18 protein-coding genes and 3 pseudogenes are annotated in these 21,337 nt (G+C 51.2%); 9 read left to right on the top strand and 12 right to left on the bottom strand.

Translation table 11 applies throughout. The features are described 5' to 3' along the window. Positions 1-4: 4 nt before the first annotated feature. The 4 genes from spoT to CPH57_RS20495 all read right to left on the bottom strand — a co-directional run bounded on the left by spoT (position 5) and on the right by CPH57_RS20495 (position 3,917). Entirely contained in the window at positions 5-2,116 is a 2,112-nt protein-coding gene (spoT, locus tag CPH57_RS20510) for a bifunctional GTP diphosphokinase/guanosine-3',5'-bis pyrophosphate 3'-pyrophosphohydrolase (protein WP_015379445.1), read from the bottom strand. Positions 2,117-2,134: 18 nt separating this feature from the next. Further along, complete coding sequence (gene rpoZ, locus CPH57_RS20505; RefSeq protein WP_004931221.1) at positions 2,135-2,410, bottom strand: DNA-directed RNA polymerase subunit omega; 276 nt, start codon at positions 2,408-2,410, stop codon at positions 2,135-2,137. Positions 2,411-2,464: 54 nt separating this feature from the next. Beyond that, complete coding sequence (gmk, locus tag CPH57_RS20500; protein ID WP_033636481.1) at positions 2,465-3,088, bottom strand: guanylate kinase; 624 nt, start codon at positions 3,086-3,088, stop codon at positions 2,465-2,467. Positions 3,089-3,299: 211 nt separating this feature from the next. After that, positions 3,300-3,917 (bottom strand): trimeric intracellular cation channel family protein, encoded by a 618-nt coding sequence (locus tag CPH57_RS20495; RefSeq protein WP_033645234.1) that lies wholly within the window; start codon positions 3,915-3,917, stop codon positions 3,300-3,302. Positions 3,918-4,170: 253 nt separating this feature from the next. Between CPH57_RS20495 and CPH57_RS20490 the strand changes: the two genes are divergently transcribed. Beyond that, positions 4,171-4,605: a DUF3574 domain-containing protein gene (locus CPH57_RS20490; RefSeq protein ID WP_096242689.1), complete on the top strand. Its 435-nt coding sequence runs from the start codon at positions 4,171-4,173 to the stop codon at positions 4,603-4,605. A gap of 34 nt (positions 4,606-4,639) precedes the next feature. On the opposite strand, the gene CPH57_RS20485 is transcribed toward CPH57_RS20490, so the two are convergent. Next, positions 4,640-5,824 carry a NupC/NupG family nucleoside CNT transporter gene (locus tag CPH57_RS20485; RefSeq protein ID WP_004931212.1) on the bottom strand — a complete coding sequence of 395 codons (1,185 nt, stop codon included), beginning with the start codon at positions 5,822-5,824 and terminating at the stop codon, positions 4,640-4,642. Between the two features lie 375 nt (positions 5,825-6,199). Between CPH57_RS20485 and CPH57_RS20480 the strand changes: the two are divergent. Then, positions 6,200-6,565, top strand: a pseudogene (locus tag CPH57_RS20480) (hypothetical protein); the annotation flags it as partial. A 16-nt stretch (positions 6,566-6,581) separates the two neighbouring features. Here CPH57_RS20480 and CPH57_RS20475 read toward each other — a convergent pair. The 3 genes and pseudogenes from CPH57_RS20475 to CPH57_RS20465 form a co-directional block, all read right to left on the bottom strand. Continuing rightward, a pseudogene (locus CPH57_RS20475) lies at positions 6,582-7,664 on the bottom strand (IS3 family transposase). A gap of 586 nt (positions 7,665-8,250) precedes the next feature. After that, on the bottom strand, positions 8,251-10,086 hold the full coding sequence (locus CPH57_RS20470) for a hypothetical protein (protein WP_096242688.1): 1,836 nt from the start codon (positions 10,084-10,086) through the stop codon (positions 8,251-8,253). Further along, positions 10,083-12,599 carry an AAA family ATPase gene (locus CPH57_RS20465; protein WP_231922815.1) on the bottom strand — a complete coding sequence of 839 codons (2,517 nt, stop codon included), beginning with the start codon at positions 12,597-12,599 and terminating at the stop codon, positions 10,083-10,085. The genes CPH57_RS20470 and CPH57_RS20465 overlap by 4 nt, the downstream gene beginning before the upstream one ends. 596 nt (positions 12,600-13,195) lie before the next feature. Between CPH57_RS20465 and CPH57_RS20460 the strand changes: the two are divergent. Then, a pseudogene (locus CPH57_RS20460) lies at positions 13,196-13,687 on the top strand (transposase); the annotation flags it as partial. Between the two features lie 228 nt (positions 13,688-13,915). Here CPH57_RS20460 and CPH57_RS20455 read toward each other — a convergent pair. Further along, positions 13,916-14,779, bottom strand: a complete 864-nt coding sequence (locus CPH57_RS20455) for a YicC/YloC family endoribonuclease (RefSeq protein WP_015379441.1) — start codon at positions 14,777-14,779, stop codon at positions 13,916-13,918. 126 nt (positions 14,780-14,905) lie between these two features. Here CPH57_RS20455 and rph point away from each other — a divergent pair, with 126 nt between their 5' ends. Both rph and pyrE read left to right on the top strand, forming a co-directional pair. Further along, positions 14,906-15,622 carry a ribonuclease PH gene (gene rph, locus CPH57_RS20450; protein ID WP_025160305.1) on the top strand — a complete coding sequence of 239 codons (717 nt, stop codon included), beginning with the start codon at positions 14,906-14,908 and terminating at the stop codon, positions 15,620-15,622. Positions 15,623-15,718: 96 nt separating this feature from the next. Next, positions 15,719-16,360 carry an orotate phosphoribosyltransferase gene (pyrE, locus tag CPH57_RS20445; RefSeq protein ID WP_004931204.1) on the top strand — a complete coding sequence of 214 codons (642 nt, stop codon included), beginning with the start codon at positions 15,719-15,721 and terminating at the stop codon, positions 16,358-16,360. 31 nt (positions 16,361-16,391) lie between these two features. Here the strand turns inward: pyrE and slmA are convergent, their stop codons facing one another. From slmA to coaBC, 3 genes are all read right to left on the bottom strand, one after another. After that, entirely contained in the window at positions 16,392-16,988 is a 597-nt protein-coding gene (gene slmA / locus CPH57_RS20440) for a nucleoid occlusion factor SlmA (RefSeq protein ID WP_025304700.1), read from the bottom strand. A gap of 251 nt (positions 16,989-17,239) precedes the next feature. Next, a complete protein-coding gene (gene dut / locus CPH57_RS20435) occupies positions 17,240-17,698 on the bottom strand; it encodes a dUTP diphosphatase (protein WP_033652257.1) in 459 nt (152 codons plus the stop codon). Beyond that, positions 17,676-18,893 carry a bifunctional phosphopantothenoylcysteine decarboxylase/phosphopantothenate--cysteine ligase CoaBC gene (gene coaBC, locus CPH57_RS20430; RefSeq protein WP_033634306.1) on the bottom strand — a complete coding sequence of 406 codons (1,218 nt, stop codon included), beginning with the start codon at positions 18,891-18,893 and terminating at the stop codon, positions 17,676-17,678. Before coaBC ends, dut begins: the two co-directional genes overlap by 23 nt. A 183-nt stretch (positions 18,894-19,076) precedes the next feature. On the opposite strand from coaBC, the gene radC reads away from it, so the two are divergent. The 4 genes from radC (at position 19,077) to mutM (ending at position 21,335) form a co-directional block, all read left to right on the top strand. Continuing rightward, on the top strand, positions 19,077-19,760 hold the full coding sequence (gene radC, locus CPH57_RS20425) for a DNA repair protein RadC (protein ID WP_016929682.1): 684 nt from the start codon (positions 19,077-19,079) through the stop codon (positions 19,758-19,760). Positions 19,761-20,022: 262 nt separating this feature from the next. Continuing rightward, a complete protein-coding gene (gene rpmB / locus CPH57_RS20420; protein ID WP_004931195.1) occupies positions 20,023-20,259 on the top strand; it encodes a 50S ribosomal protein L28 in 237 nt (78 codons plus the stop codon). An 11-nt stretch (positions 20,260-20,270) separates the two neighbouring features. Continuing rightward, positions 20,271-20,438, top strand: a complete 168-nt coding sequence (gene rpmG, locus CPH57_RS20415; RefSeq protein ID WP_002442576.1) for a 50S ribosomal protein L33 — start codon at positions 20,271-20,273, stop codon at positions 20,436-20,438. 81 nt (positions 20,439-20,519) lie between these two features. After that, complete coding sequence (mutM, locus tag CPH57_RS20410; protein WP_046687975.1) at positions 20,520-21,335, top strand: bifunctional DNA-formamidopyrimidine glycosylase/DNA-(apurinic or apyrimidinic site) lyase; 816 nt, start codon at positions 20,520-20,522, stop codon at positions 21,333-21,335. Positions 21,336-21,337: the final 2 nt, after the last annotated feature.

Genomic DNA, 21,337 nt, shown 5'->3' with positions numbered 1-21,337 from the left:
AGCGCTAGTTTCGGTTGCGGTTAACTTTGATCACATCCGGCATGATACGGATTTTACGCATAATGTTTGCCAAATGGATGCGATCGCGGGTGGTCAAGCGGATAAAGGCGCTATAAACCCGACCGTCTTTCTCTTCGGTGTTCAGGCTCTGAATATTGGATTCGGCCGCGTTGATTGCCGCCGTCAGGTTGGCCAGCGCGCCCTGGTGGTTAAACATATCCACCTTGATCTCGGCGATGAACTCCTGCTCGGTCTCTTTATCCCACTCGACCGCCATGAACTTCTCAGGCTCTTTCTGATAGCCGCGAATATTGCGGCAGGATTCATGGTGGATCACCAGCCCTTTGCCCGGGCTGACGTGAGCGATAATCGGGTCGCCCGGAATCGGACGGCAGCACTTGGCGAAGGTGATCAACACGCCGTCGGCGCCCTTGATGGCCAGGTTGCGCACGCCGGAGGTGGTGCCCAGGCTGGACTGATCGCCCTGCAGGTTCTTCGCCACCACTACGCTCATGGCGTTGCCGAGGCCGATTTCCGCCAGCAGATCGTCCAGCGTCGCCAGCTTCATGCGGTCCAGCTCGTGCTGAATGTTTTCCTGCGGGATTTCGGCCAGCTTGCGGCTGCCGCCCAACGCATGGTTGAGCAGACGGCGGCCGAGGCCGACGGAGTCGTCGCGCTTGAGGTTCTTCAACATCTGGCGAATCTTGGCGCGCGCTTTCGAGCTGACCACGAAGTTCAGCCAGGCGGCGTTGGGCCGTGCGCCCGGCGCGGTGATGATCTCGACGGTCTGGCCGCTGGTCAGCGACTGCGACAGCGGGTATGGCTGACGATCGACGCGTGCGCCGACGCAGGCATGGCCGATATCGGTATGCACCGCATAGGCAAAGTCGACCGGCGTGGCGCCGGCGGGCAGCTCGACGATGCGGCCTTCCGGGGTGAAAACGTAAATCTCATCCGGGAACAGATCGGATTTAACGCTCTCGATAAATTCAAACGAACTGCCGGCGCTTTGCTGCAGCTCCAGCAGGCTTTGCATCCAGCGTTGGGCGCGGATCTGCGCCGTGGTGCCGGTTTCACCCTGTTCTCTTTCCTTGTAAGCCCAGTGCGCGGCCACCCCCATCTCAGCCATCTGGTCCATGTCTTCGGTGCGGATCTGCACTTCGACCGGCACGCCGTGCGGGCCGATCAGCGAGGTATGGAGCGATTGATAGCCGTTGGCCTTGGGAATGGCGATGTAATCTTTCACCCGCCCCGGGCGCGGTTTATACAGGCTGTGCACCTGGCCGAGCACGCGGTAGCAGGTATCGACCTCTTTCACGATCACCCGGAACGCGTAGATATCCATGATGGAATGGAAACGCTGTTCTTTCAGGTGCATCTTGAGGTAGATGGAGTAGAGGTGTTTTTCCCTTCCGCTGACGCGGCAGGCGATGCCGGCTTCGGTCAGCCGCCCTTCGATCTCGGAGAGGATTTTTTGAATCATCTCTTTGCGGTTGCCGCGCGCGGCTTTCACCACTTCCTTGATCACGCGATAACGGTTTGGGTACAGCGCCTCGAAGCCCAGCTCTTCCAGCTCGGTTTTCAGGTGATGAATACCCAGACGGTGGGCGAGGGGGCTGTAGATTTCCAGGGTTTCACGCGCGATGCGTCGGCGTTTGTCGGGGCGTAGCGAACCGAGGGTGCGCATGTTGTGCGTACGGTCGGCCAGCTTGATCAGTACGACGCGGATATCCTGCACCATCGCCATGATCATCTTGCGGAAGTTTTCCGCCTGCGCTTCTTTCTTGTCCTGGAACTTCAGCTTGTCGAGCTTGGAGACGCCCTCAACCAGTTCGGCGACGCTCTTGCCGAACAGCTGTTCCATATCTTGATAGGTGGCTGGGGTGTCTTCGATGACGTCGTGCAGCAACGCCGCCATCAGCGTCTCGTGATCGAGACGCATTTCCGCCAGGATGCAGGCCACGGCGACCGGGTGAGTAATGTAGGGCTCACCGCTGGAGCGTGTCTGGCCCTCGTGCGCGTCGCGCGCGACGAGGTATGCCTGTTTGAGGCGCTTAATCTGCTCCTCGGGCAGGTAACGTTGAATCAGCAGATTCAGGCTTTCAAACAGGTACAAGGCGGACTCGCAGTCTAATTAACGACGACCTTCAGCAATCGCGGTAACCGCTTGAATCTCTGCGGCTTCCTGCTCTTGCTGTTCCTGGCGCTCACGCACGTCGAGGATCTGGCTGGTGATCAGGCCTTCTTCGATTTCGCGCAGGGCGATAACGGTGTACTTGTCGTTCTCTTCCGGAACCAGTGCATCTTTGCCGCCGGTCTGGATCTGACGCGCCCGACGAGCAGCGACCAACACCAGGTCAAAACGGTTACCAATTTTCTCTACAGCGTCTTGAACAGTTACGCGTGCCATATTTGTGCTACTCCACAGGTGACGAAAAGACTGGGCATGATACTGAAACTGCCTTCAGTCTGCCAATAGTTTGCTGATTAAAGCGTCATGCCGCAGCAACTGGCGGCCCAAACGCAGGCGTTCGGCGCGAATGATGGTCTTCAGATCGGACAGCGCCAGATCGAAATCATCGTTCACGATCAGGTAATCGTACTCCGCGTAATGCGTCATTTCCGCCACGGCCTGAGCCATGCGTTTGGCGATCACCTCTTCGGAATCCTGCCCGCGCCCACGCAGGCGGCGGCCCAGTTCTTCCTTCGACGGCGGCAGAATGAAGATGCTGCGCGCCTGCGGCATTTTGGCGCGGATTTGCTGCGCGCCCTGCCAGTCGATATCCAGAAACACATCCACGCCGGTCGACAAGACTTGTTCGATGGCGGCGCGCGAGGTGCCGTAATAGTTGCCGAACACTTCGGCGTGCTCAAGAAACGCGTCCTGCTCGATCATCCGGCGGAATTCGTCTTTCGAGACGAAGAAATAGTGCTCGCCGTGATTTTCACCCGGGCGACTGTCGCGCGTGGTGTGCGAAACCGAAACCTGCGTGTCGTACAGCGGTTGCGTCTTTAACAAAGCCTGAATCAGACTTGATTTACCTGCGCCACTGGGAGCAGAGACAATATAAAGCGTGCCTTGAGCCATGATGATGTTCGTTGATAACGGTTGATATGCCAAAAACAGCGGATGTGTATTTTCTCCGCACAGTATACACGGCTAACGCGCCGGGTGCAGCGTTAGCTCGCATTTTGCCCGCGGCTTTGCGTGGAAAAAGCGCCGAAAGGGCGAATATGCGCGCTGAAGGGCGACATTTTTGCAGTTTTGGCCTCGGCGGCGGCGCGTTGCCGCCCCGAGATCAGTGATCCGGATGCTGGTAGTTGAACACCGGCAGGCCGAGGCGGAAGCGCAGGGCGATAAGACGCGCGCTCAGGCCGGCGATCAAGGTGAGGATCACCACCAGATTGTGCGGCAGGCTAAGGTGCTGCAGGCCGATATACAGCCAGGCGGCGCTGAAGGAGATGCCGGCGTAGATCTCCTTCTGGAAAACCAGCGGGATGCGGTTGCAGAACATATCGCGCAGCACCCCGCCGAAGACGCCGGTGATCACCGCGGCGATGGCGGCAATAATGGCGCTGTGCCCCATATCCAGGGCCACCTGCGCGCCGATGATGGAGAAGACGATTAGGCCGACGGCGTCGAGCACCAGGAACAGGCGGCGCAGATGGCGCATCAGAGGAGCCACCCAGGTGGTGACGATCGCCGCTATCGCGACGATGACGATGTATTCCGGGTGTTTGACCCAGCCCAACGGAAAATGCCCGAGCAACATATCGCGCACCGACCCGCCGCCGATTGCGGTGACAGAGGCGATGATGATCACGCCGAACATGTCCATTTGGCGGCGGCCGGCCGCCAGCGCGCCGGTCATGGCTTCGGCGGTGATGCCGATGATATAAAGGATGCTCAGTAACATAAGGGATTCACAGCATAATTGCGTCAGAATGATGGCCGGCAGGGTAATCGCCGCCGAGGACGCGCGCCACTGAGTTTTTTTCACCGATGGCGTTTCGGATTAATATAGCTAATCCAAACTCCATTTTTATTGCCGATAACCAGCCTTTTTTAACATCTGGCTGTTAATGAAAGCATTAGAAATTTCGCGCTAATTTCCATCGCTGACTATGATTTTTGCAGCGAATCCTTCAACCGAAAAATCGAGATTGCAGATGAAAAACTCCCCGAGACTGGCCGCCGGCGCCATGGTGGCCGCCCTGCTGCTGAGCGGCTGCGTGGCGCCAGGCCACCAGGCTGTTTCCCCCGCCCCGGCTTGTCGCACCGGCGATCCGCTGGTGCAGACAACGCTCTACTTCGGCCTGAACCGGCCGGCGGGGCCGGCGATCACCGCCGCCGAGTGGCAAACCTTCGTCGATAGCCAGGTGACGCCGCGTTTTAAAGACGGGCTGACGGTGTTTGATGCCAAAGGGCAGTGGCTGGGTCACGACGGCAAGCTGGCGCGCGAGAACAGCAAGGCGCTGCTGTTGATCCATGCGCCGGGCAAAGAGAGCGAGGCGAATATCGAGGCGCTGCGCAGCGGCTATAAACAGCAGTTTGCGCAGGATTCGGTAATGCGGGTGGATGCGCCGGTGTGCGTGGCGTTTTAAAGCGAACTCCCGGCCCTGCGGCCGGGAGTGGGGATTACAGTACCAGGCCGGCGATGGCCGCCGACAACAGGCTCACCAGCGTCGAGCCGTAAACCAGCTTCAGGCCAAAACGGGAAACCACGTTGCCTTGCTGCTCGTTCAGCCCCTTGATGGCGCCGGCGACGATGCCGATGGAGGCGAAGTTGGCGAACGACACCAGGAACACCGACAGAATGCCCAGCCCGCGCGGCGACAGCTCCGCCGCGATCTTCTTCAGTTCAATCATCGCCACGAATTCGTTGGCCACCAGTTTGGTCGCCATGATGCTGCCCGCCTTCAGGGCCTCTTCCGCCGGGATGCCGATCAGCCAGGCCAGCGGATAGAACACGTAGCCGAGGATTTGCTGGAAGCTGATGCCGAGCACCGCCGAGAACAGCGCATTGACGGCGGAGATCAGCGCGATAAAGCCGATCAGCATCGCCGCGATGATCATCGCAATTTTGAAGCCGGCCAGAATGTACTCGCCCAACATTTCGAAGAAGCTCTGATCTTCGTGCAGCTTGTTCAGCTTCAGCTCCGGCTCGTCTTCGACCTGATACGGGTTGATGATCGACAGGATGATGAAGGTGCTGAACATATTAAGGATCAACGCCGCCACCACGTACTGCGCGTCGATCATCGACATGTAGGCGCCGACGATGGAGAGCGATACCGTCGACATGGCGGTCGCGGCCATGGTGTACATGCGGCGCGGCGAGATGTCGCCGATGATGCCCTTGTAGGCGATGAAGTTCTCCGACTGCCCCAGCACCAGCGTGCTGACGGCGTTGAACGATTCCAGCTTGCCCATGCCGTTGACCTTGGACAGCAGGGTGCCCACCAGACGGATGATCAGCGGCAGGATGCGGAAATGCTGCAAAATGCCGATCAGGGCGGAAATAAAGATGATAGGGCACAAAACGCCGAGGAAGATAAACGCCAGGCCATCTTTGCTCATGCCGCCGAACACGAACTCCGACCCTTGTGCGGCGTAGGCGAGCAGGGTGTCGAAGAAGCCGGCGACGTGTTTGATCACGCTGAGCCCGCTGGCGGAGTGCAGGAAGAAATAGGCCAGCGCGCCTTCGATCACCAACAGCTGGATGATATAGCGCAGGCGGATTTTCTTGCGATTATTGCTGACCAGCAGCGCCAGGGCGATGATCACCACCAGGGCCATAATAAATTGCAGAATTTGTGGCATAAACGGTCCGTACGGTTCACGGGCAGGAAAAAAACACATTTAGCCACAGCATCGCCGTCCTTTCATTACCTTGCGTGATAATTAGAACAAAATACTTATGGCGTGCGGGATATCTTGCCGATTGTCATCCGCACGCGCTGCTCGGCAGTTTTTCATAAGCCCCCGAAGTGCCTTAGTGAGCCGTCTTCCATGATGCCTGCCGGCTCGCAGCCTGATGCAACCACCGTCCCGCACGTTCAGGCACCTGGAATCTGGCTCGCAATGGGCGATTTTTCATGGCGCAAAGCGTGGCTTTCTTGGCTGAGGAAGAGAAACATGTTTGGACAAGGCGCCGGTCGCGATCGGTGCGCATTTTATCGAACAAGGAGGCGAACGATGAATATCGGCACGTTGCTCAGGGCGCTGGCCAACGGCGTTAATCCCGACACCGGCGAGCTATTGAGACCGGCTTCAGCGGCCTGCGCGCCGGAGGCTATCCGCCTTCTGTTCGCGTTGGCCGACGAGTTTGACGGTGAATCTGAACTGCAGAAAAAAGCCAGGCTGACGCCGGAAGAAAAGCGGCAGAAGAATCTGGCCGAGGGCCGGCCGGCCAATGCCTACTTCCCCTGGCCGGAAGAAGAAAAACTGCGGCTGCGCGAGAGCCATGCGGCAGGGGCGACGCTGGAAGCGCTGAGCGATGAGTTCGAGTGTTCAACCTGGAGCATTGCGGTGCAACTGCAGAAAATGGGGTTGATCGGTGAGTGTAAGCATACCGGTTTTAGTTCCAGGCACGTTTTGAAATTTCCGGGTTTTCAGTCATTAGCCGATATTCTTCCTGTGTCAGGTCATGCAGGGATTCATGAGGCCGCTCACTGTTGTATTCATTTAGCCAGCACTCCGTTATTTCCCGTGTTTCATCCAATGTTTTGAACAGGTGAAAATTCAGGACCTCTGCCCGGTACGTCCTATTAAAACGCTCAATAAACGCGTTCTGCGTCGGCTTACCCGGTTTGATAAATTCCAGCAACACACCGTGCTCCTCAGCCCATTTCGCCAGAACCGTGAGATCAGCTCTGGCCCATTGTCCATCCGCATCTTCTGCGAATATCCACGGTTTGGGACTATCCTGTCCAGCCCCCTGACGAGCCGTTGTGCCAGGATATTCAGGTCGATTTCTATCGCCAGTGCTTCGAGATTAAAATCGTCCACCACATTGAAGGTACGGAAGCGTTGGCCACAGATCAGTGCATCGTGCATAAAATCGATGGACCGTCTCTGATTAAGTGCCCCAGGTGTTGCCAGTAGAATTGGGTTTCTTACCGGCAGACGTTGCTTACTCTTGCGGCAAAAATTCAGTTTCAGCACGAAGTAAATTCGGTGAACACGCTTATGATTCCAGGTGTTACCCTGCTTGTGAAATATTTGAAACAGTTTCTTAAAACCGTATCGCAGATAGTGTGCTGCCAGCTCAGTCAACACCAGGTTCACCGGCCGTCACGCCGGGTATTGGGCTGATAAAAACACACCGTCCTGCCCAGCGATACTGTCCTGCACGCCTGGCGGATGCTCATGGCAAATTGTGCCGTCAGATAGCTGAACGAGCTCCCGCTTTATCGCTGGTTTTAAAACTTTCGATAACGTCTTTTAGTGCGCATTATTCAAAGTTGAGATCGGCAAGCTTATGTTTAATAATGCTATTTTTTCAAGTTCTTTCTTTTTTTATATCAGAGGCTTCCATGCCGCCGTACTTTGCTTTCCAGTTGTTGTTCGAGTTCTCAGATATTCTTGCTTCCCGGCAGATATCTTTGACGGACTTCAATACGGTGATGATCTGGTGCTCAGTAAATCGGGCTTTACGCATGATGATTTCCTCAAAGGACATATTCAGTGTCGAAAGATCTCTAGAAGTGAATGGCGTGGGTTGCAGGGATACTTATAACTATAACCCGAGGGTGATTATAATGAACGCATTAGTAAAACTAAATCTTATATTCTTATGGATAAAAACTAGTTAAAGAGTAGAGTTATAACTCCCATAGAATTATGTGATTCAGTTGATGTTAAAAATAAAGTTTTAATTCATGCTAAAAATATGGGGGACTGTTTCTCTGACTCAACTCATCCTTTCACAAAAGAAATTATTGCTTCTGAACTAACTCTCAGTGACGAAGGGTTTAGAAAAGCTGTGCGGGTTGTTATAAAAAATAATCACGGAAATGCTGCGATGAATCTTGTACCAGAAAATTAATTTAATTAATACGTATTCGCATCTAACCCAACGTGGATTTAAAGTTACTATAGCATCTGTAAAATAAAACATCATGTAAAATAGGGACTAACGCAGATAAGCTTTGCTTATCTGCGTTAGTCCCTGCTTTTCTTCTCTACAATTGAAAAATAAAAATTAAGGCTAGGCTACTTACAAAGTAAAATTTTCTAATGGTTCTCTACTCAAATGAATCAATGCCAATCATGCCTGAAACCACTTTCTTTATACTTGATAAATGTGTATTTAATAATGAAACATCAGTAGTATGAAGAGCTATAGCTGTTGATTGCGGAAAAACAGGATATTGGCCTGTAATACAATGTCGCGGGGCTACTCTTCTAAGTAAAGAGCCTGATTTCGCATGCGCAAATAGTATGATAAACATATCAACTGATGATATTTTAACTTTACCGTTATCATCAACTGAGTGAATATTCATTAAATACTTATTGGTAAGGGCATCCATGTCATACTCTTTAATGGTATTTAAATCTTTAAACTTGGCATCAAGTATAACAGTAAAAGCCAGGCCTTTCTCTTTTGAAGTTATTTTCAGAACGAAATCAGGGCAGAAATGATGCTTCCCATACAACGTAGAGCTATAAGTGTTACTAGTATCAATCAAATCACCAGGCTTGCTATCAGCACTGTAAGGATATATTTTAGCCTCATAAAGCAAATCGATTAAAAATTCAGGACTTGAAAATGCAAAGTGATTATTTATAGAACCATCTGGCCGTTCAGCATCAACTCCGCCAAACGGATTAGACTCTGCATGATATCTGAAATTCTGAGTCGATGATGTAGTCTGAAAGACATTTTCTATTTCTTTGTAAAGTAATAACAGAACTGTTAATTCATATATGATAGAAAGATTTTTTAATCCTAGAAGTAACTTATTACTAGAAAAATCAGGAGATCGTGTTTTGTAGCACTTCTCAATTAGATGAAATGCTTCTTTGTAATGAGAGTGTTTAATAACATATGATGACATTTTAGGTATCGCTGTCATCTTGGTTTTGGAGGGAATAATCTTCGAATATATGCTTCTCAATTTACTGAATTTAGCTATTAGAGTATCAATCTCCTTTATTTTGACATCTAATACCATCTTTGAAAACTTTTCCATTGTATGATCAAATCGTACATAATCAGTATATGATAGGTTCTCAGTAAAATCAGAATGTGAGCTATATTCACGTTTAAGAGAATATAAAAAATTCACTGCATTGATTATAAAAGTATTTATAACCCTATTCTCGTAAACGTCAAAGTTTTCAAATGATATTTCTTTTGGCAATTGTTCGTAATGATATCCTCTATTATTAAAATGAATATTTACGCTATCTTGGTTTGCTGGTGATAATTTATCGAGATTGGTCAATGCCCAATAGACTGAATCAGGACCTGTTGGAGCACCGTTTTCTGATAGAATCAAATCGGACTGTATTTGTGATTTTCTATCCTTTAAGAATAAATGCACTGTACTACTTAAATAATCAAAAGCCTGATTGATTGCATCAATTTTATTGAAATTATGCTCGTCATCACCTAAAAAATCTGCGCCACGCTTACTACGTGAAAAACATATTGCAATTGCGTCTTCAAGATTCTCTGTTAAGAAGCACAACATTTCATTAGCAATTAAAGCATTTTCTTTTCGTGCTAATATATCAAATGTAAGAGATATCGGGTCTGAAAATCTATTGTCAAAATATAAAACGACCTCACTTTCTCCGAAAAAGTTATAGAAATATCTAGCTGCATGCGAGTTTATTAACTCTTTCGATATAAAGTTATAATAATCTTGATTCGTATTATCCTGTAAAACCATTAATAATGGAATATCTCCAACCATCATAGTAGGAGCTCCGTGGCTAGAAAAGTCTTCAGCATCCATCTCAACTGAAAATACAAGCTTATCAGTCTCTTTTATTTGGATTTTTTCACCATGTTTTAGATATAGACATGCCGAGTCATCATAAGTATTGATGTACACCCTCCACTTAATCATAAATTATGTCCGTAGCTAAACATATTCTGATTTCCATGACTTAAAATCTTTTTCAGCATTTTAATGGATTTTTCCATTTCATCAGGGAGATTAAGTATCAAGGCCTCTAATCTTTTGCCAAAGCCTTGCCCATAACCATTAAGTAAGGGGATAACATGCTGGCTTATCGCATAATCTAAACCTAGGTATTTACTTTCCATTGACATTAAAGGACCTGCAACATTGTAATACGATCTAATAGCTTTAATTTTTCTATATGAGACTATTATTGGATTGCCATATTCAGGACGTTCATCTCTCAAAGTTATAACAACTGACTGTAATACTTTTTCTATATCTGCTGGTAGCTCTAATGTATTAGCCTTAAAAATATCAATGAATTTCTTTCCACTTATAGCTTCCGAAGTAGAATTGACTATATTTTCATAACCAACCATGCTTACTTCATAATTCGGCTCAAAATCATCAAAGTTTACTATTGCAGCTCTATCAAGTAATCTAGGCGTTAAAGACTGAACTGATTCGTCTTGATTTATAGTACCTAAGAATCGTAAATAATCGGGAATATTAAAGTATGCTTTATCTGGATTGCCTGTAGTTAAGACTCGCTTAGATTCAGGATCTGCCATTTCTAAAAACGGGCTAAAATAATGTTCTGGTTGAGATAAGTTGAATTCATCTAACAATATTATTGAAGCAGCGGGGTCCTTATTATCATCAATTTCAGAACTTAAATGTTGTATCAACTCATACAGACCAGTTGAAGCAGGAGAAAAGGATTGGGATAGTGCATTATAAAAACCAAGAATATCCCTTGATGAGGTCCACCCTCGAGCGACTGGGATATTAAGGAATCGATTACCTAAACCTAGGCAATTTCCTAACATTTTAGCAAGTGAGGTTTTCCCTGTGCCAGGTAACCCACTAAATAAAGTGAACTGACATTGTGATATAGTTGTTAATATATTAGCTGCTGTTGCATAATCAGTTTTCCTACCCTGTTTGTTTAAAGAGTCTAAAACTGCATCAATCAAATCCTCGCGAATATCTTCTATATCACTCGAACTATAATTTAATCTTATCGGAACATTATAATCAAGCTGTTGAACAGCAACGCGAGGTCTCAAACCACATAGAGCATCAACGTCAGGTTTGAGTTTAACTAAACGACTTGTTAATGTCTCATTGTTTTCCTTAAGTTTGGCTCTAACTTCATCAACCTGCTCTTCCATTTGCTTCTTTTTATCTCGAGCACGATCTCTATCATCTTCTAATGTCTGAATCTCTTTATGAAGCTTGTCATACTCTTTGAGTCTACTATATTTCTCTTCTAGCGCTCTGACTTCTCCTGTCAAACTATCAAGCTTATTCCTTTCACTTGCAATTTGGCTTTCAATAATTTTTCGTTTTTCATCCGTTAATGATGACAAATTCCCAGCATTGTTAACTTCAAAATCATTTCTTTCTCTGGTTTTTTTTCTAATTTCAGACTCTAATGCCTCTTTCTTTTCCTTTAATTCATCGAATGCACTTTTTTGTTTTTTCGTCTCTTCTTCCATTTTTTTAGCAAAATTGGCTTTTTCTTCTTTGAAGTAATCATCTTTATTTTGGGATATATAATCTACTAATATCTTCTTTCCTTCTTTGGTATCTAAGAAAGTCTGAATTAGTTCTGTTTTAGTCGAATCCCATGCTAAAGAATCTTCGAGACATTGAAATAATCTATTAAATCGTTGTGGGAATGTTCTGTATTCCGTTACTGAGGAAAAATGTTTTCTGATTTGAGCAATAGTGCCTTTTGTGAATGATCTGAAATCTGCATTTAACGCAATTTTATTTCCATATATTGATAGGATTTGATCGTCAGTTATAAAATCAATTTCTTCATCTATAGTCTCCAATATTCTCTTTATATTAGATAAAAACAATGGTGCTCTTTTTTCATTTGACAAATTTGCGATACATTTCTGAATACCGACTTTACCTATGTGGTATTGTGGTATTTTGCTTAGCGGTGTATTGATTGACTTCAATGAAAGAATATAACTCTCTGTTTTTTCATCAAATTTATTTGTGTAGTCGAATGGTCCATAAATAAAACCATTTTCTTTAATAAGTAATGTTTTGGTTAAGGGGAGATCATCAACAGCTATCAATGGGTCATTTGGTGTGGGCAGGCTAACATCATAAACTTGAGAAACTTGCAACCCCTTAATTTCATCACACGAATTTGCACGTGTTACATATTTGCAGTTGCCATCTTTTTGGTCAAAGTTAGTAGGGATGCAAATGGCTTCAAATAAATTATTTTTAAATCTCTCCTTAATGTCAGAATATCCACTAGTGACGAAAACCTGTTCAGTTTCGCAAAAAAACTCCATTTGATTTATTGGTAGGATATCCCCATTTTCAAAAACTTCGAAATATACTCTTAACTTTCCAATTTGCTCTTCTCTTTCAGAGCTGTAACCTTTTTCTATAGTACATAGTACTTTTCTTTCTTGCTGTGCCATGTTATTCATTCCGTTTAATAATCAACCAATTATTGCGTTTTATACCAGATTACAACTTACATTTAGCAACATTTCTGCATAAGATCAAGCTACAAACTTTTTTTCATTTAAAATTATCTAACTAATTGATACATATTGTGTTTTATTAAGTGCAGATTTTAAATTTTTACATAGATTTTCAAACATTCATGGCACGGTGCCATTATCAGAAAGTCCAAGCAGATATCGTATAAATGTATTTTTAATATTAAAAATCAATTGGTTATTGTTTTCCGGGTTTCCTTTTTTCCTGATAGAGAGAACCCTCCATCTGCTCATGGAGAGTAAATGCTTTTGCAACCGTTTAGACCCGCTGCGCGCTTTTACTGGAAAATCCGTAACCTGCCCACGGAGTGGATGAATCAAATAAGCTATCTTAACTCCATAATACCAACCTATTGAACAGTACCATATAGTAAATAATATTTTGATTAATCATCAGTCAAAATATTTCAGTGGTCTGCTCCCCATTAATTAATACACAGTGATGTTAGTAACGTGTTCAGCAGTCACATGAGTACATCCCCATGAAGAAGCGTTTTTCCGACGAATAGATCATGAGTATTCTCCGGGGAGCTGAAGCCGGAGTTTCTGCCCGTAAGCACGCCATTTCCGATGCCACGTTTACACTTGGCGTAAGAAGTATGGCGCTGCCCGAAGTTTAGAGCCTGAGTCGCTTGAAGAAGAGAACGCCAGACTCAAGAAGTTACTTGCTGAAGCTTTGTAGATAAGAAGGCGCTTCAGGTGGCTTTGGGGCGAAAATACTAACGACAGACCAGAAGCGGGAAGCCGTGGTGATGCGACAGGTCTGTCTCAACGTCGTGCCTGCATACTTACTGGTTTGTCCCTGTCGACTTGCCGCTATGAGGCTCCGCGTCCAGCAACTGATACGCATTTATCAGGGCGCATCACAGAGCGGGCAATGGAGCGCAGACGTTTTAGTTATCTACCGCCGCATCTGCCAATTATTGCGCCATGAAGGGCTTCATATTAATCACAAGCGCGTGTACCGCTTTTATCATCTGAGCGGGCTGGGCGTAAAACGCAGAGTTCCCATAATAAGTCTCTTATCTGCCCAGATTCAGGTGACAAGTACTGGGAAGTGTAAGGGGGTGGTAAATGGTTTATATCGTACAGATGGCAGGAGGTTAGTGCCCGGCATGCTACCTAAAAAGAAGTGGAAGTTAGATGATTTTGGTAGACTGTCTTTTGTTCGCACCCCTAATAAAACGCCCATATATCAGGGCGTTATTTTTATTTATGACTTTTAAAATAAATTACTCGATGTTCTGGATCTGCTCGCGCATTTGCTCGATCAACACCTTCAGCTCGATGGCGGAGGCGGTGACGTCGGCATTGATTGACTTGGAGGCCAGGGTGTTCGATTCGCGGTTGAATTCCTGCATCATAAAGTCGAGGCGGCGGCCGACGGCTTCTTTCTTCTTCAGGATGTTGTGCGTCTCTTTCACGTGCGCTTCCAGGCGGTCCAGTTCTTCGGCGACGTCGATGCGCTGCGCCATCAGCACCAGCTCTTGCTCCAGGCGAGTGTTTTCCAGCTGCACCTGCGCCTCTTCCAGCTTGCTGACCAGGCGCTCGCGCTGCCATTGCAGGATGTTCGGCATCTGGGCGCGCACTTTGACCACTTCGGCGCTGACGCCGTCGAGGCGCTGTTCGATCAGCGTTTTCAGCGCGGCGCCTTCGCTTTCGCGTGCGACGATAAAGTCATCCAGCGCGCCGTCCAGCGCTTGCATCAGCTCGGCGCTGATGGCGTCCAGATCCTGCTCCTGCGCGGACATCACGCCCGGCCAGCGCAGCACGTCGATCGGGTTGATTTCCCCTTCGTCGCTCTGCATTTTCACCCAGTTGGCGGCTTCGACCAGCTGTTTGGCCAGTTTTTCGTTCAGGATCAGCGAGCTTTGCGCGCTTGGATCCAGTTCAAAACGCAGGTTGCATTCGACTTTGCCGCGGGTCAGGCGGCCACGGATACGTTCACGGATCACCGGCTCCAGGCTGCGGAATTGTTCCGGCAGGCGGATGTAGGTTTCTAAGTAGCGCTGGTTAACGGAACGCAGCTCCCAGGCTGCGCTGCCCCATTCACCCTTGATTTCACGCCGGGCGTAGGCGGTCATGCTGCGGATCATTGATGCGTACCCGTAATAGGAAAAGATGGGGCGATTATAGCGTCGCGGCTGCGGGCAGGATAGGCATTACGTCACGAAGCCCGTATAATGCGCAGCCAATAGTTGATTTGAAGCCGGAGAGAGCCCATGCGTCCTGCAGGCAGAGCACCACAGCAAGTTCGCCCCCTGACACTGACCCGTCACTATACCAAACACGCTGAAGGTTCAGTGCTGGTTGAGTTTGGCGATACCAAAGTCTTGTGCACCGCCACGGTAGAAGAGGGCGTTCCGCGCTTCCTGAAAGGCCAGGGGCAAGGTTGGATCACCGCCGAGTACGGCATGCTGCCGCGCTCCACCCACAGCCGCAACGCCCGTGAAGCCGCCAAAGGCAAACAGGGTGGCCGCACGCTGGAGATCCAGCGCCTGATCGCCCGTTCGCTGCGCGCCGCGGTGGATCTGAAAAAGCTCGGTGAATTCACCATCACTCTCGACTGCGACGTACTGCAGGCCGACGGCGGTACCCGCACCGCTTCCATCTCCGGCGCCTGCGTGGCGCTGGCCGATGCGCTGAACACCCTGGTGGCCAACGGTAAGCTGAAAGCCAATCCGATGAAGGGCATGGTGGCGGCGGTTTCCGTCGGCATCGTCAACGGCGAAGCGCTGTGCGATCTGGAGTATGTGGAAGATTCCGCGGCGGAAACCGACATGAACGTGGTGATGATGGAAGACGGCCGCATGATTGAAGTGCAGGGCACCGCCGAAGGCGAGCCGTTCAGCCACGATGAGCTGTTGGCGCTATTGGCGCTGGCCCGAGGAGGCATCGAAACCATCTTCCAGGCGCAGAAAGCGGCGCTGGCGGACTAATTTTTCAAGGCGACTGAGAAGTCGCCTTTTTTATGCCCGCCGATCGGGCGGCAGTAATGACAAGACCCAAGCAGATTCAGACGAGGAGAAGCAGTAATGAAAGCCTATCAGCGCCAGTTTATCGAGTTCGCGCTTAACAAGCAGGTATTGAAATTCGGCGAGTTCACCCTGAAATCCGGCCGCACCAGCCCGTATTTCTTCAACGCCGGCCTGTTTAATACCGGGCGCGATCTTGCGCTGTTGGGGCGCTTCTATGCCGAAGCCCTGATGGATTCCGGCATCGATTTCGATCTGCTGTTTGGCCCGGCCTATAAAGGCATTCCTATCGCCACTACCACGGCGGTTGCGCTGGCGGAACACCATGAGCGCGACGTGCCTTACTGCTTTAACCGCAAGGAAGCCAAGACCCACGGCGAGGGCGGTTCGCTGGTGGGCAGCCCGCTGCAGGGCCGCGTGATGCTGGTGGACGATGTGATCACCGCCGGTACCGCGATCCGTGAGTCGATGGAAATCATCGGCGCCAGCGGCGCTTCGTTGGCGGGCGTGCTGATCTCCCTCGACCGTCAGGAACGCGGCCGCGCGGATATCTCAGCCATTCAGGAAGTGGAACGCGACTATCACTGCAAGGTGATTTCGATCGTGACGCTGAAGGACCTGATCGCTTATCTGGAAGAGAAACCGGAAATGGCGGACCACCTGGCGGCGGTGCGCGCTTACCGCGAGCAGTACGGGGTATAAATAAAAACGCCGGGCATGCCCGGCGTTTTCGTTATTGCAGCTGTGCCGCCAATAGCGGCCAGCGGGCGTCGAATTCCTGCGTTGGACGATAGCGGAATTCCGAACGCACATAGCGCGACAACATGCCTTCGCAGAAGGCCAGCAGTTGGCTGGCCAACAGCGTTTCATCGACGATGAAGCCTTTGCCTTCGCGCAATTTGCGCTCTTTCAGCACCTGACGCAGCTGCGCCTCGATACGTTCGAACAGCTGGTTGATGCGGCCCTGCAGGCGATCCTGTTCAAACATCAGCGCGTGGCCGGTCATGATGCGCGTCAGCCCCGGGTTACGTTCCGCAAAGCCCAGAATCAGCAGTAAAATCAGGCGCAGACGATTAAACGTCTCTTTCTCGTCCTGCAAGATCAGGTTGATGCGGGTGATCAGGCTGTCTTCGATAAACTCGATCAGACTGTCGAACATCCGTGTCTTGCTGGGGAAATGCCGGTACAGCGCAGCTTCAGAAACACCCACGTTCGCGGCGAGCTTGGCGGTGGTAATGCGCTGGCTGCCGTCGCTGGATTCCAGCATCTGGGCTAACGCCTGCAATATTTCCTCGCGCCGATTCCTTTTCGTATTTTCTTTTTCTGCCATGTCTGATTAGACCCTTGCTAAAACTTAACTGACGGAAACCCGGGCACCGGCCGCTGCAGAGCAGGCTCTGTGCGGCTTATGTGATAGCTTTTTTACGATGCTGGGGTCAGCGGCCTTAACGGCCTTTTTCCGCGCTGCCTGGTGTGCGCTGCAATTGTCGCGGTAAAACCTTGCCGCAGAGACATCCTTCTCCCCGGAAAGGCAAGGTTCAGGCGACGTTTCCCTGCCGGCCATCGTGCATTGAGTGGCGCTTAGTGGCGCCCCGAGTGGCCGAAGCCGCCTTCGCCGCGCTCGCTGCTGTCGAACTCTTCCACCAGGTTGAACTCGGCCTGCACCACCGGCACGAAGACCATCTGCGCGATGCGTTCGCCCGGTTCGATAGTGAATGACTTCTGGCCGCGGTTCCAGACCGACACCATCAGCTGGCCCTGATAATCGGAGTCGATCAGGCCGACCAGATTGCCCAGCACGACGCCGTGCTTGTGGCCCAGGCCTGAGCGCGGCAGGATCACCGCCGCCAGGCCGGCGTCGGCGATATGGATCGCGAGACCGGTAGGCAGCAGCGTGGTTTCACCCGGCGCCAGCTCCACCGCGCTGTCCAGGCAGGCGCGCAGGTCGAGACCGGCTGAGCCCGGAGTGGCGTAGGTCGGTAGCGGGAAATCCTGACCGATGCGCGGGTCGAGGATCTTAACGTCGATTTTTTTCATCATAACGGCTGACTATCTCGTCTATTAAACGTTGGCCAAGGAGTGCCTTGTCGCTCAGCGCCAGGCGTTTCTCTCCATCCTGCCAAAAAAGGTGCAGGGCATTGGTGTCGCTGTTGAACCCGTGCTCTGCGAGCGATACATCGTTAGCGCAAATCAAATCCAGCTTCTTACGCGCCAGTTTTTGCCGCGCGTATTCTTCCACATTCTGGGTTTCGGCGGCAAACCCCACGACAAACGGTCGATTTTTGGTCATCGCCGCCACGCCGGCGACGATATCGGGGTTTTTTACCATCTTGAGGACGATTTCATCACCCTGTTTTTTTATTTTTTCATCGGCGATCCGCTCGGGACGGTAGTCGGCTACGGCGGCGCAGGAGATGAAAATCTGCTGCTGAGCGGCGCGCTGTTGCACCGCCTGCTCCATCTCGAGCGCGCTGGTGACGTCCACGCGTGTGACCTTCGGCGGCGTCGGCAGGCTCACCGGCCCGGCGATCAGCGTCACCTGCGCGCCGCGGGCGGCGGCGGCGCGGGCGATGGCGAAGCCCATTTTGCCGGAGCTGTGATTGCTGATGAAGCGTACCGGATCCAGCGCTTCGCGCGTCGGGCCGGCGGTGATCATAACCTGCAAATGTTGCAGATCCTGCGGGGCGGAGAAATGACCGTTCGCCAGCTCGACGATGTCCAGCGGATCCAGCATGCGGCCCGGGCCAACGTCGCCGCAGGCCTGGCTGCCGCTGTCCGGCCCCCAGAGCAGCATGCCGCGCGCCTGCAGCGTTTGCAGGTTGGCCTGCGTGGCGGCGGCGCGATACATCTGCTGGTTCATGGCGGGGGCGGCGGCGATAGGGGCGTCGGTCGCCAGGCAGACGGTAGTCAGCAGATCGTTGGCCATGCCGGCGGCGACGCGCGCCAGCAGATCGGCGGTCGCCGGCGCCAGAATCACCAGATCCGCCCATTTGCCGAGTTCGATGTGGCCCATGGCGGCTTCGGCGGCGGGATCCAACAGATCGTCGGACACCGGGTGGCCGGAAACGGCCTGTAGCGTCAGCGGCGTAATGAACGCCTTGGCGGCGTGGGTCATCACCACGCGCACTTCCGCGCCCCTGTCGCGCAGGCGGCGCACCAGCTCTGGGCATTTGTAGGCGGCGATGCCGCCGCTGATGCCAAGCACAATATGTTTGCCGGAAAGTCCCGTCATCATCATTGTCCGATTGAAAGCCGAAAGATGCGCCATTTTAGCATATCCGCCGTTCAGGTGAGCGATTCCGCAATGGCTGCAGGGCGTTACATTGTGCTTTGCGAAACACTTCGCAATGTTATCAAACACCTGTCGAACGCGCCGGGGGGCGCATGGCATGCTGTAGCCCTTTCAGGGAGGAACACGATGAGCAACCCGACTGTGGCGTGCTGGCCGGGCGCGCTGGCGCCGCGTGAAAAGCTGTTGATGCAGGGGGCCGCGGCGCTGTCCGACGCAGAGCTGTTGGCCATTTTCTTGCGCACCGGGTTGCCCGGCGTGCACGTAATGCAGCTGGCGGAGCAGCTGCTGCGCCGATTCGGCTCGCTTTACCATCTGATGTCGGCCGATCATCAGGCGTTTTGCAGTCAAAAAGGCCTGGGCGACGCCAGCTATACGCAGCTGCAGGCGATTGCCGAGCTGGCGCTTCGCTTCTTTTCCAGCCATCTCTCGCAGGAAAACGCCATGCTTAACCCGCGCGTCACCCAGCATTATCTGCAAAGCCTGCTGGCGCATCGTGAGCGAGAGGTCTTTTTGGTATTGTTTTTAGACAATCAGCATCGGGTTATTCGCCATCAGGAGATGTTTGCTGGTACCATCAGCAGCGTCGTCGTCTACCCGAGAGAAATTGTGCGTGAAGCGTTGAAGGCTAATGCCGCCGCGCTGATTCTCGCGCATAATCACCCCTCGGGTAAGGCTGAACCCAGTCATGCCGACCGTTTGATAACTGAACAGGTGGTGAAAGCCTGCCAGTTATTGGAGATCCGAGTGCTCGATCATTTGGTGATCGGTCGGGGTGAATGCGTCTCTTTTGCCGAGCGCGGATGGCTTTAAGCGATTTTTTCGCGATCCTTGTGGGATCTTTAGCTGTTCGGGACTTGAGCACTTACGCTTCAGAGCGTATACTACGCCACCTTTGAGAATCTTGGGTTTGGCGCAAGAGCCTATCTCAGCAGGTTTCTGACCTGATGTGTGGTTTCTACCTGATGACGAGAGTCTCCTCAGTATGAAGTTTGCTGAGATGGGCTCTAAAAGCCTGACGAGGCGGCCATACCCTATACGAAGCTCGAGCTGATTTGATTTTTGGAGAATAGACATGTCCCGAGTCTGCCAAGTTACTGGCAAGCGCCCGGTGAGCGGTAACAACCGTTCCCACGCAATGAACGCGACCAAACGCCGTTTTCTGCCTAACCTGCACTCACACCGTTTTTGGGTTGAGGCTGAGAAGCGCTTTGTAACTCTGCGTGTATCTGCTAAAGGTATGCGTGTTATCGATAAGAAGGGTATTGAGACGGTTCTGGCCGATCTGCGTGCCCGTGGTGAGAAGTATTAAGGAACTGAATCATGGCTAAAGGTGTTCGCGAGAAGATCAAGCTGGTTTCTTCTGCTGGTACTGGTCACTTCTATACCACCACGAAGAACAAGCGTACTAAGCCGGAAAAATTGGAACTGAAGAAATTCGATCCAGTTGTCCGTCAGCACGTAGTATACAAAGAAGCTAAAATTAAATAATTTTAGTGGATTAATGAAAAACCCGGCCTTGGCCGGGTTTTTTGTTTTATAAAGGGTAGAAAACATCGGAGGGGAAGCCAGATGCCTGAATTACCGGAAGTTGAGACGAGCAGACGCGGTATAGAGCCTTATCTTGTCGGCCACAGCATTCAGTATGCGGTGGTGCGCAACGCGCGCCTGCGCTGGCCGGTTTCCGAGCAGATCCTGACGCTGAGCGATCAGCCGGTGCTCAGCGTGCAGCGTCGGGCCAAATACCTGCTGATTGAGCTGGAGCGCGGTTGGATTATCGTGCATCTGGGCATGTCGGGCAGCCTGCGCATGCTGCGTGAGGAAAACGAAGACGAAGCCGGCAAACACGACCACGTCGATCTGGTGATCAACAACGGTATGATCCTGCGCTATACCGATCCGCGCCGCTTCGGCGCCTGGCTGTGGTGCGAAGACCTGGCGACCAGCAGCGTGTTGGCGCATCTGGGGCCGGAACCGCTGAGTGAGGCGTTCAACGGTGACTACCTGTATGAAAAATCACGTAATAAGCGCACGCTGATCAAACCGTGGCTGATGGATAATAAGCTGGTGGTCGGGGTCGGTAACATTTACGCCAGTGAATCGCTGTTCAGCGCCGGGATCCTGCCCGATCGTCCGGCGGGATCCTTGACCAAAGCCGAAGCGGCGCTGTTGGCGAAGACCATCAAGGCGGTGTTGCAACGCTCCATCGAGCAGGGCGGCACCACATTGCGCGACTTTTTGCAGTCGGACGGCAAACCGGGGTACTTCGCGCAGGAGCTGCAGGTTTATGGACGGGCGGGAGAACCCTGCCGCGCATGCGGCACGCCGATTGAATCCGCCAAGCACGGGCAACGCAGCACCTTCTTTTGCCGACGCTGCCAGCGCTGAGT

This window comes from Serratia sp. JKS000199, from assembly GCF_900215455.1.
Taxonomy (GTDB): domain Bacteria; phylum Pseudomonadota; class Gammaproteobacteria; order Enterobacterales; family Enterobacteriaceae; genus Serratia; species Serratia ureilytica.
Note: the sequence above shows the minus strand (reverse complement) of the source record. Positions and strands in the feature narration are given on the sequence as shown.

Bases quoted from the DNA above. Each gene is read 5' to 3' on its own strand.
- radC (WP_016929682.1), top strand. From the start codon at position 19,077: ATGAGCAACCCGACTGTGGCGTGCTGGCCGGGCGCGCTGGCGCCGCGT.
- slmA (WP_025304700.1), bottom strand. From the start codon at position 16,988: ATGGCAGAAAAAGAAAATACGAAAAGGAATCGGCGCGAGGAAATATTG.
- CPH57_RS20465 (WP_231922815.1), bottom strand. From the start codon at position 12,599: ATGGCACAGCAAGAAAGAAAAGTACTATGTACTATAGAAAAAGGTTAC.
- CPH57_RS20495 (WP_033645234.1), bottom strand. From the start codon at position 3,917: ATGTTACTGAGCATCCTTTATATCATCGGCATCACCGCCGAAGCCATG.
- CPH57_RS20490 (WP_096242689.1), top strand. From the start codon at position 4,171: ATGAAAAACTCCCCGAGACTGGCCGCCGGCGCCATGGTGGCCGCCCTG.
- CPH57_RS20455 (WP_015379441.1), bottom strand. From the start codon at position 14,779: ATGATCCGCAGCATGACCGCCTACGCCCGGCGTGAAATCAAGGGTGAA.
- CPH57_RS20470 (WP_096242688.1), bottom strand. From the start codon at position 10,086: ATGATTAAGTGGAGGGTGTACATCAATACTTATGATGACTCGGCATGT.
- dut (WP_033652257.1), bottom strand. From the start codon at position 17,698: ATGATGAAAAAAATCGACGTTAAGATCCTCGACCCGCGCATCGGTCAG.
- coaBC (WP_033634306.1), bottom strand. From the start codon at position 18,893: ATGATGACGGGACTTTCCGGCAAACATATTGTGCTTGGCATCAGCGGC.
- rpmB (WP_004931195.1), top strand. From the start codon at position 20,023: ATGTCCCGAGTCTGCCAAGTTACTGGCAAGCGCCCGGTGAGCGGTAAC.
- rpoZ (WP_004931221.1), bottom strand. From the start codon at position 2,410: ATGGCACGCGTAACTGTTCAAGACGCTGTAGAGAAAATTGGTAACCGT.
- rpmG (WP_002442576.1), top strand. From the start codon at position 20,271: ATGGCTAAAGGTGTTCGCGAGAAGATCAAGCTGGTTTCTTCTGCTGGT.
- rph (WP_025160305.1), top strand. From the start codon at position 14,906: ATGCGTCCTGCAGGCAGAGCACCACAGCAAGTTCGCCCCCTGACACTG.
- CPH57_RS20485 (WP_004931212.1), bottom strand. From the start codon at position 5,824: ATGCCACAAATTCTGCAATTTATTATGGCCCTGGTGGTGATCATCGCC.
- pyrE (WP_004931204.1), top strand. From the start codon at position 15,719: ATGAAAGCCTATCAGCGCCAGTTTATCGAGTTCGCGCTTAACAAGCAG.
- gmk (WP_033636481.1), bottom strand. From the start codon at position 3,088: ATGGCTCAAGGCACGCTTTATATTGTCTCTGCTCCCAGTGGCGCAGGT.
- mutM (WP_046687975.1), top strand. From the start codon at position 20,520: ATGCCTGAATTACCGGAAGTTGAGACGAGCAGACGCGGTATAGAGCCT.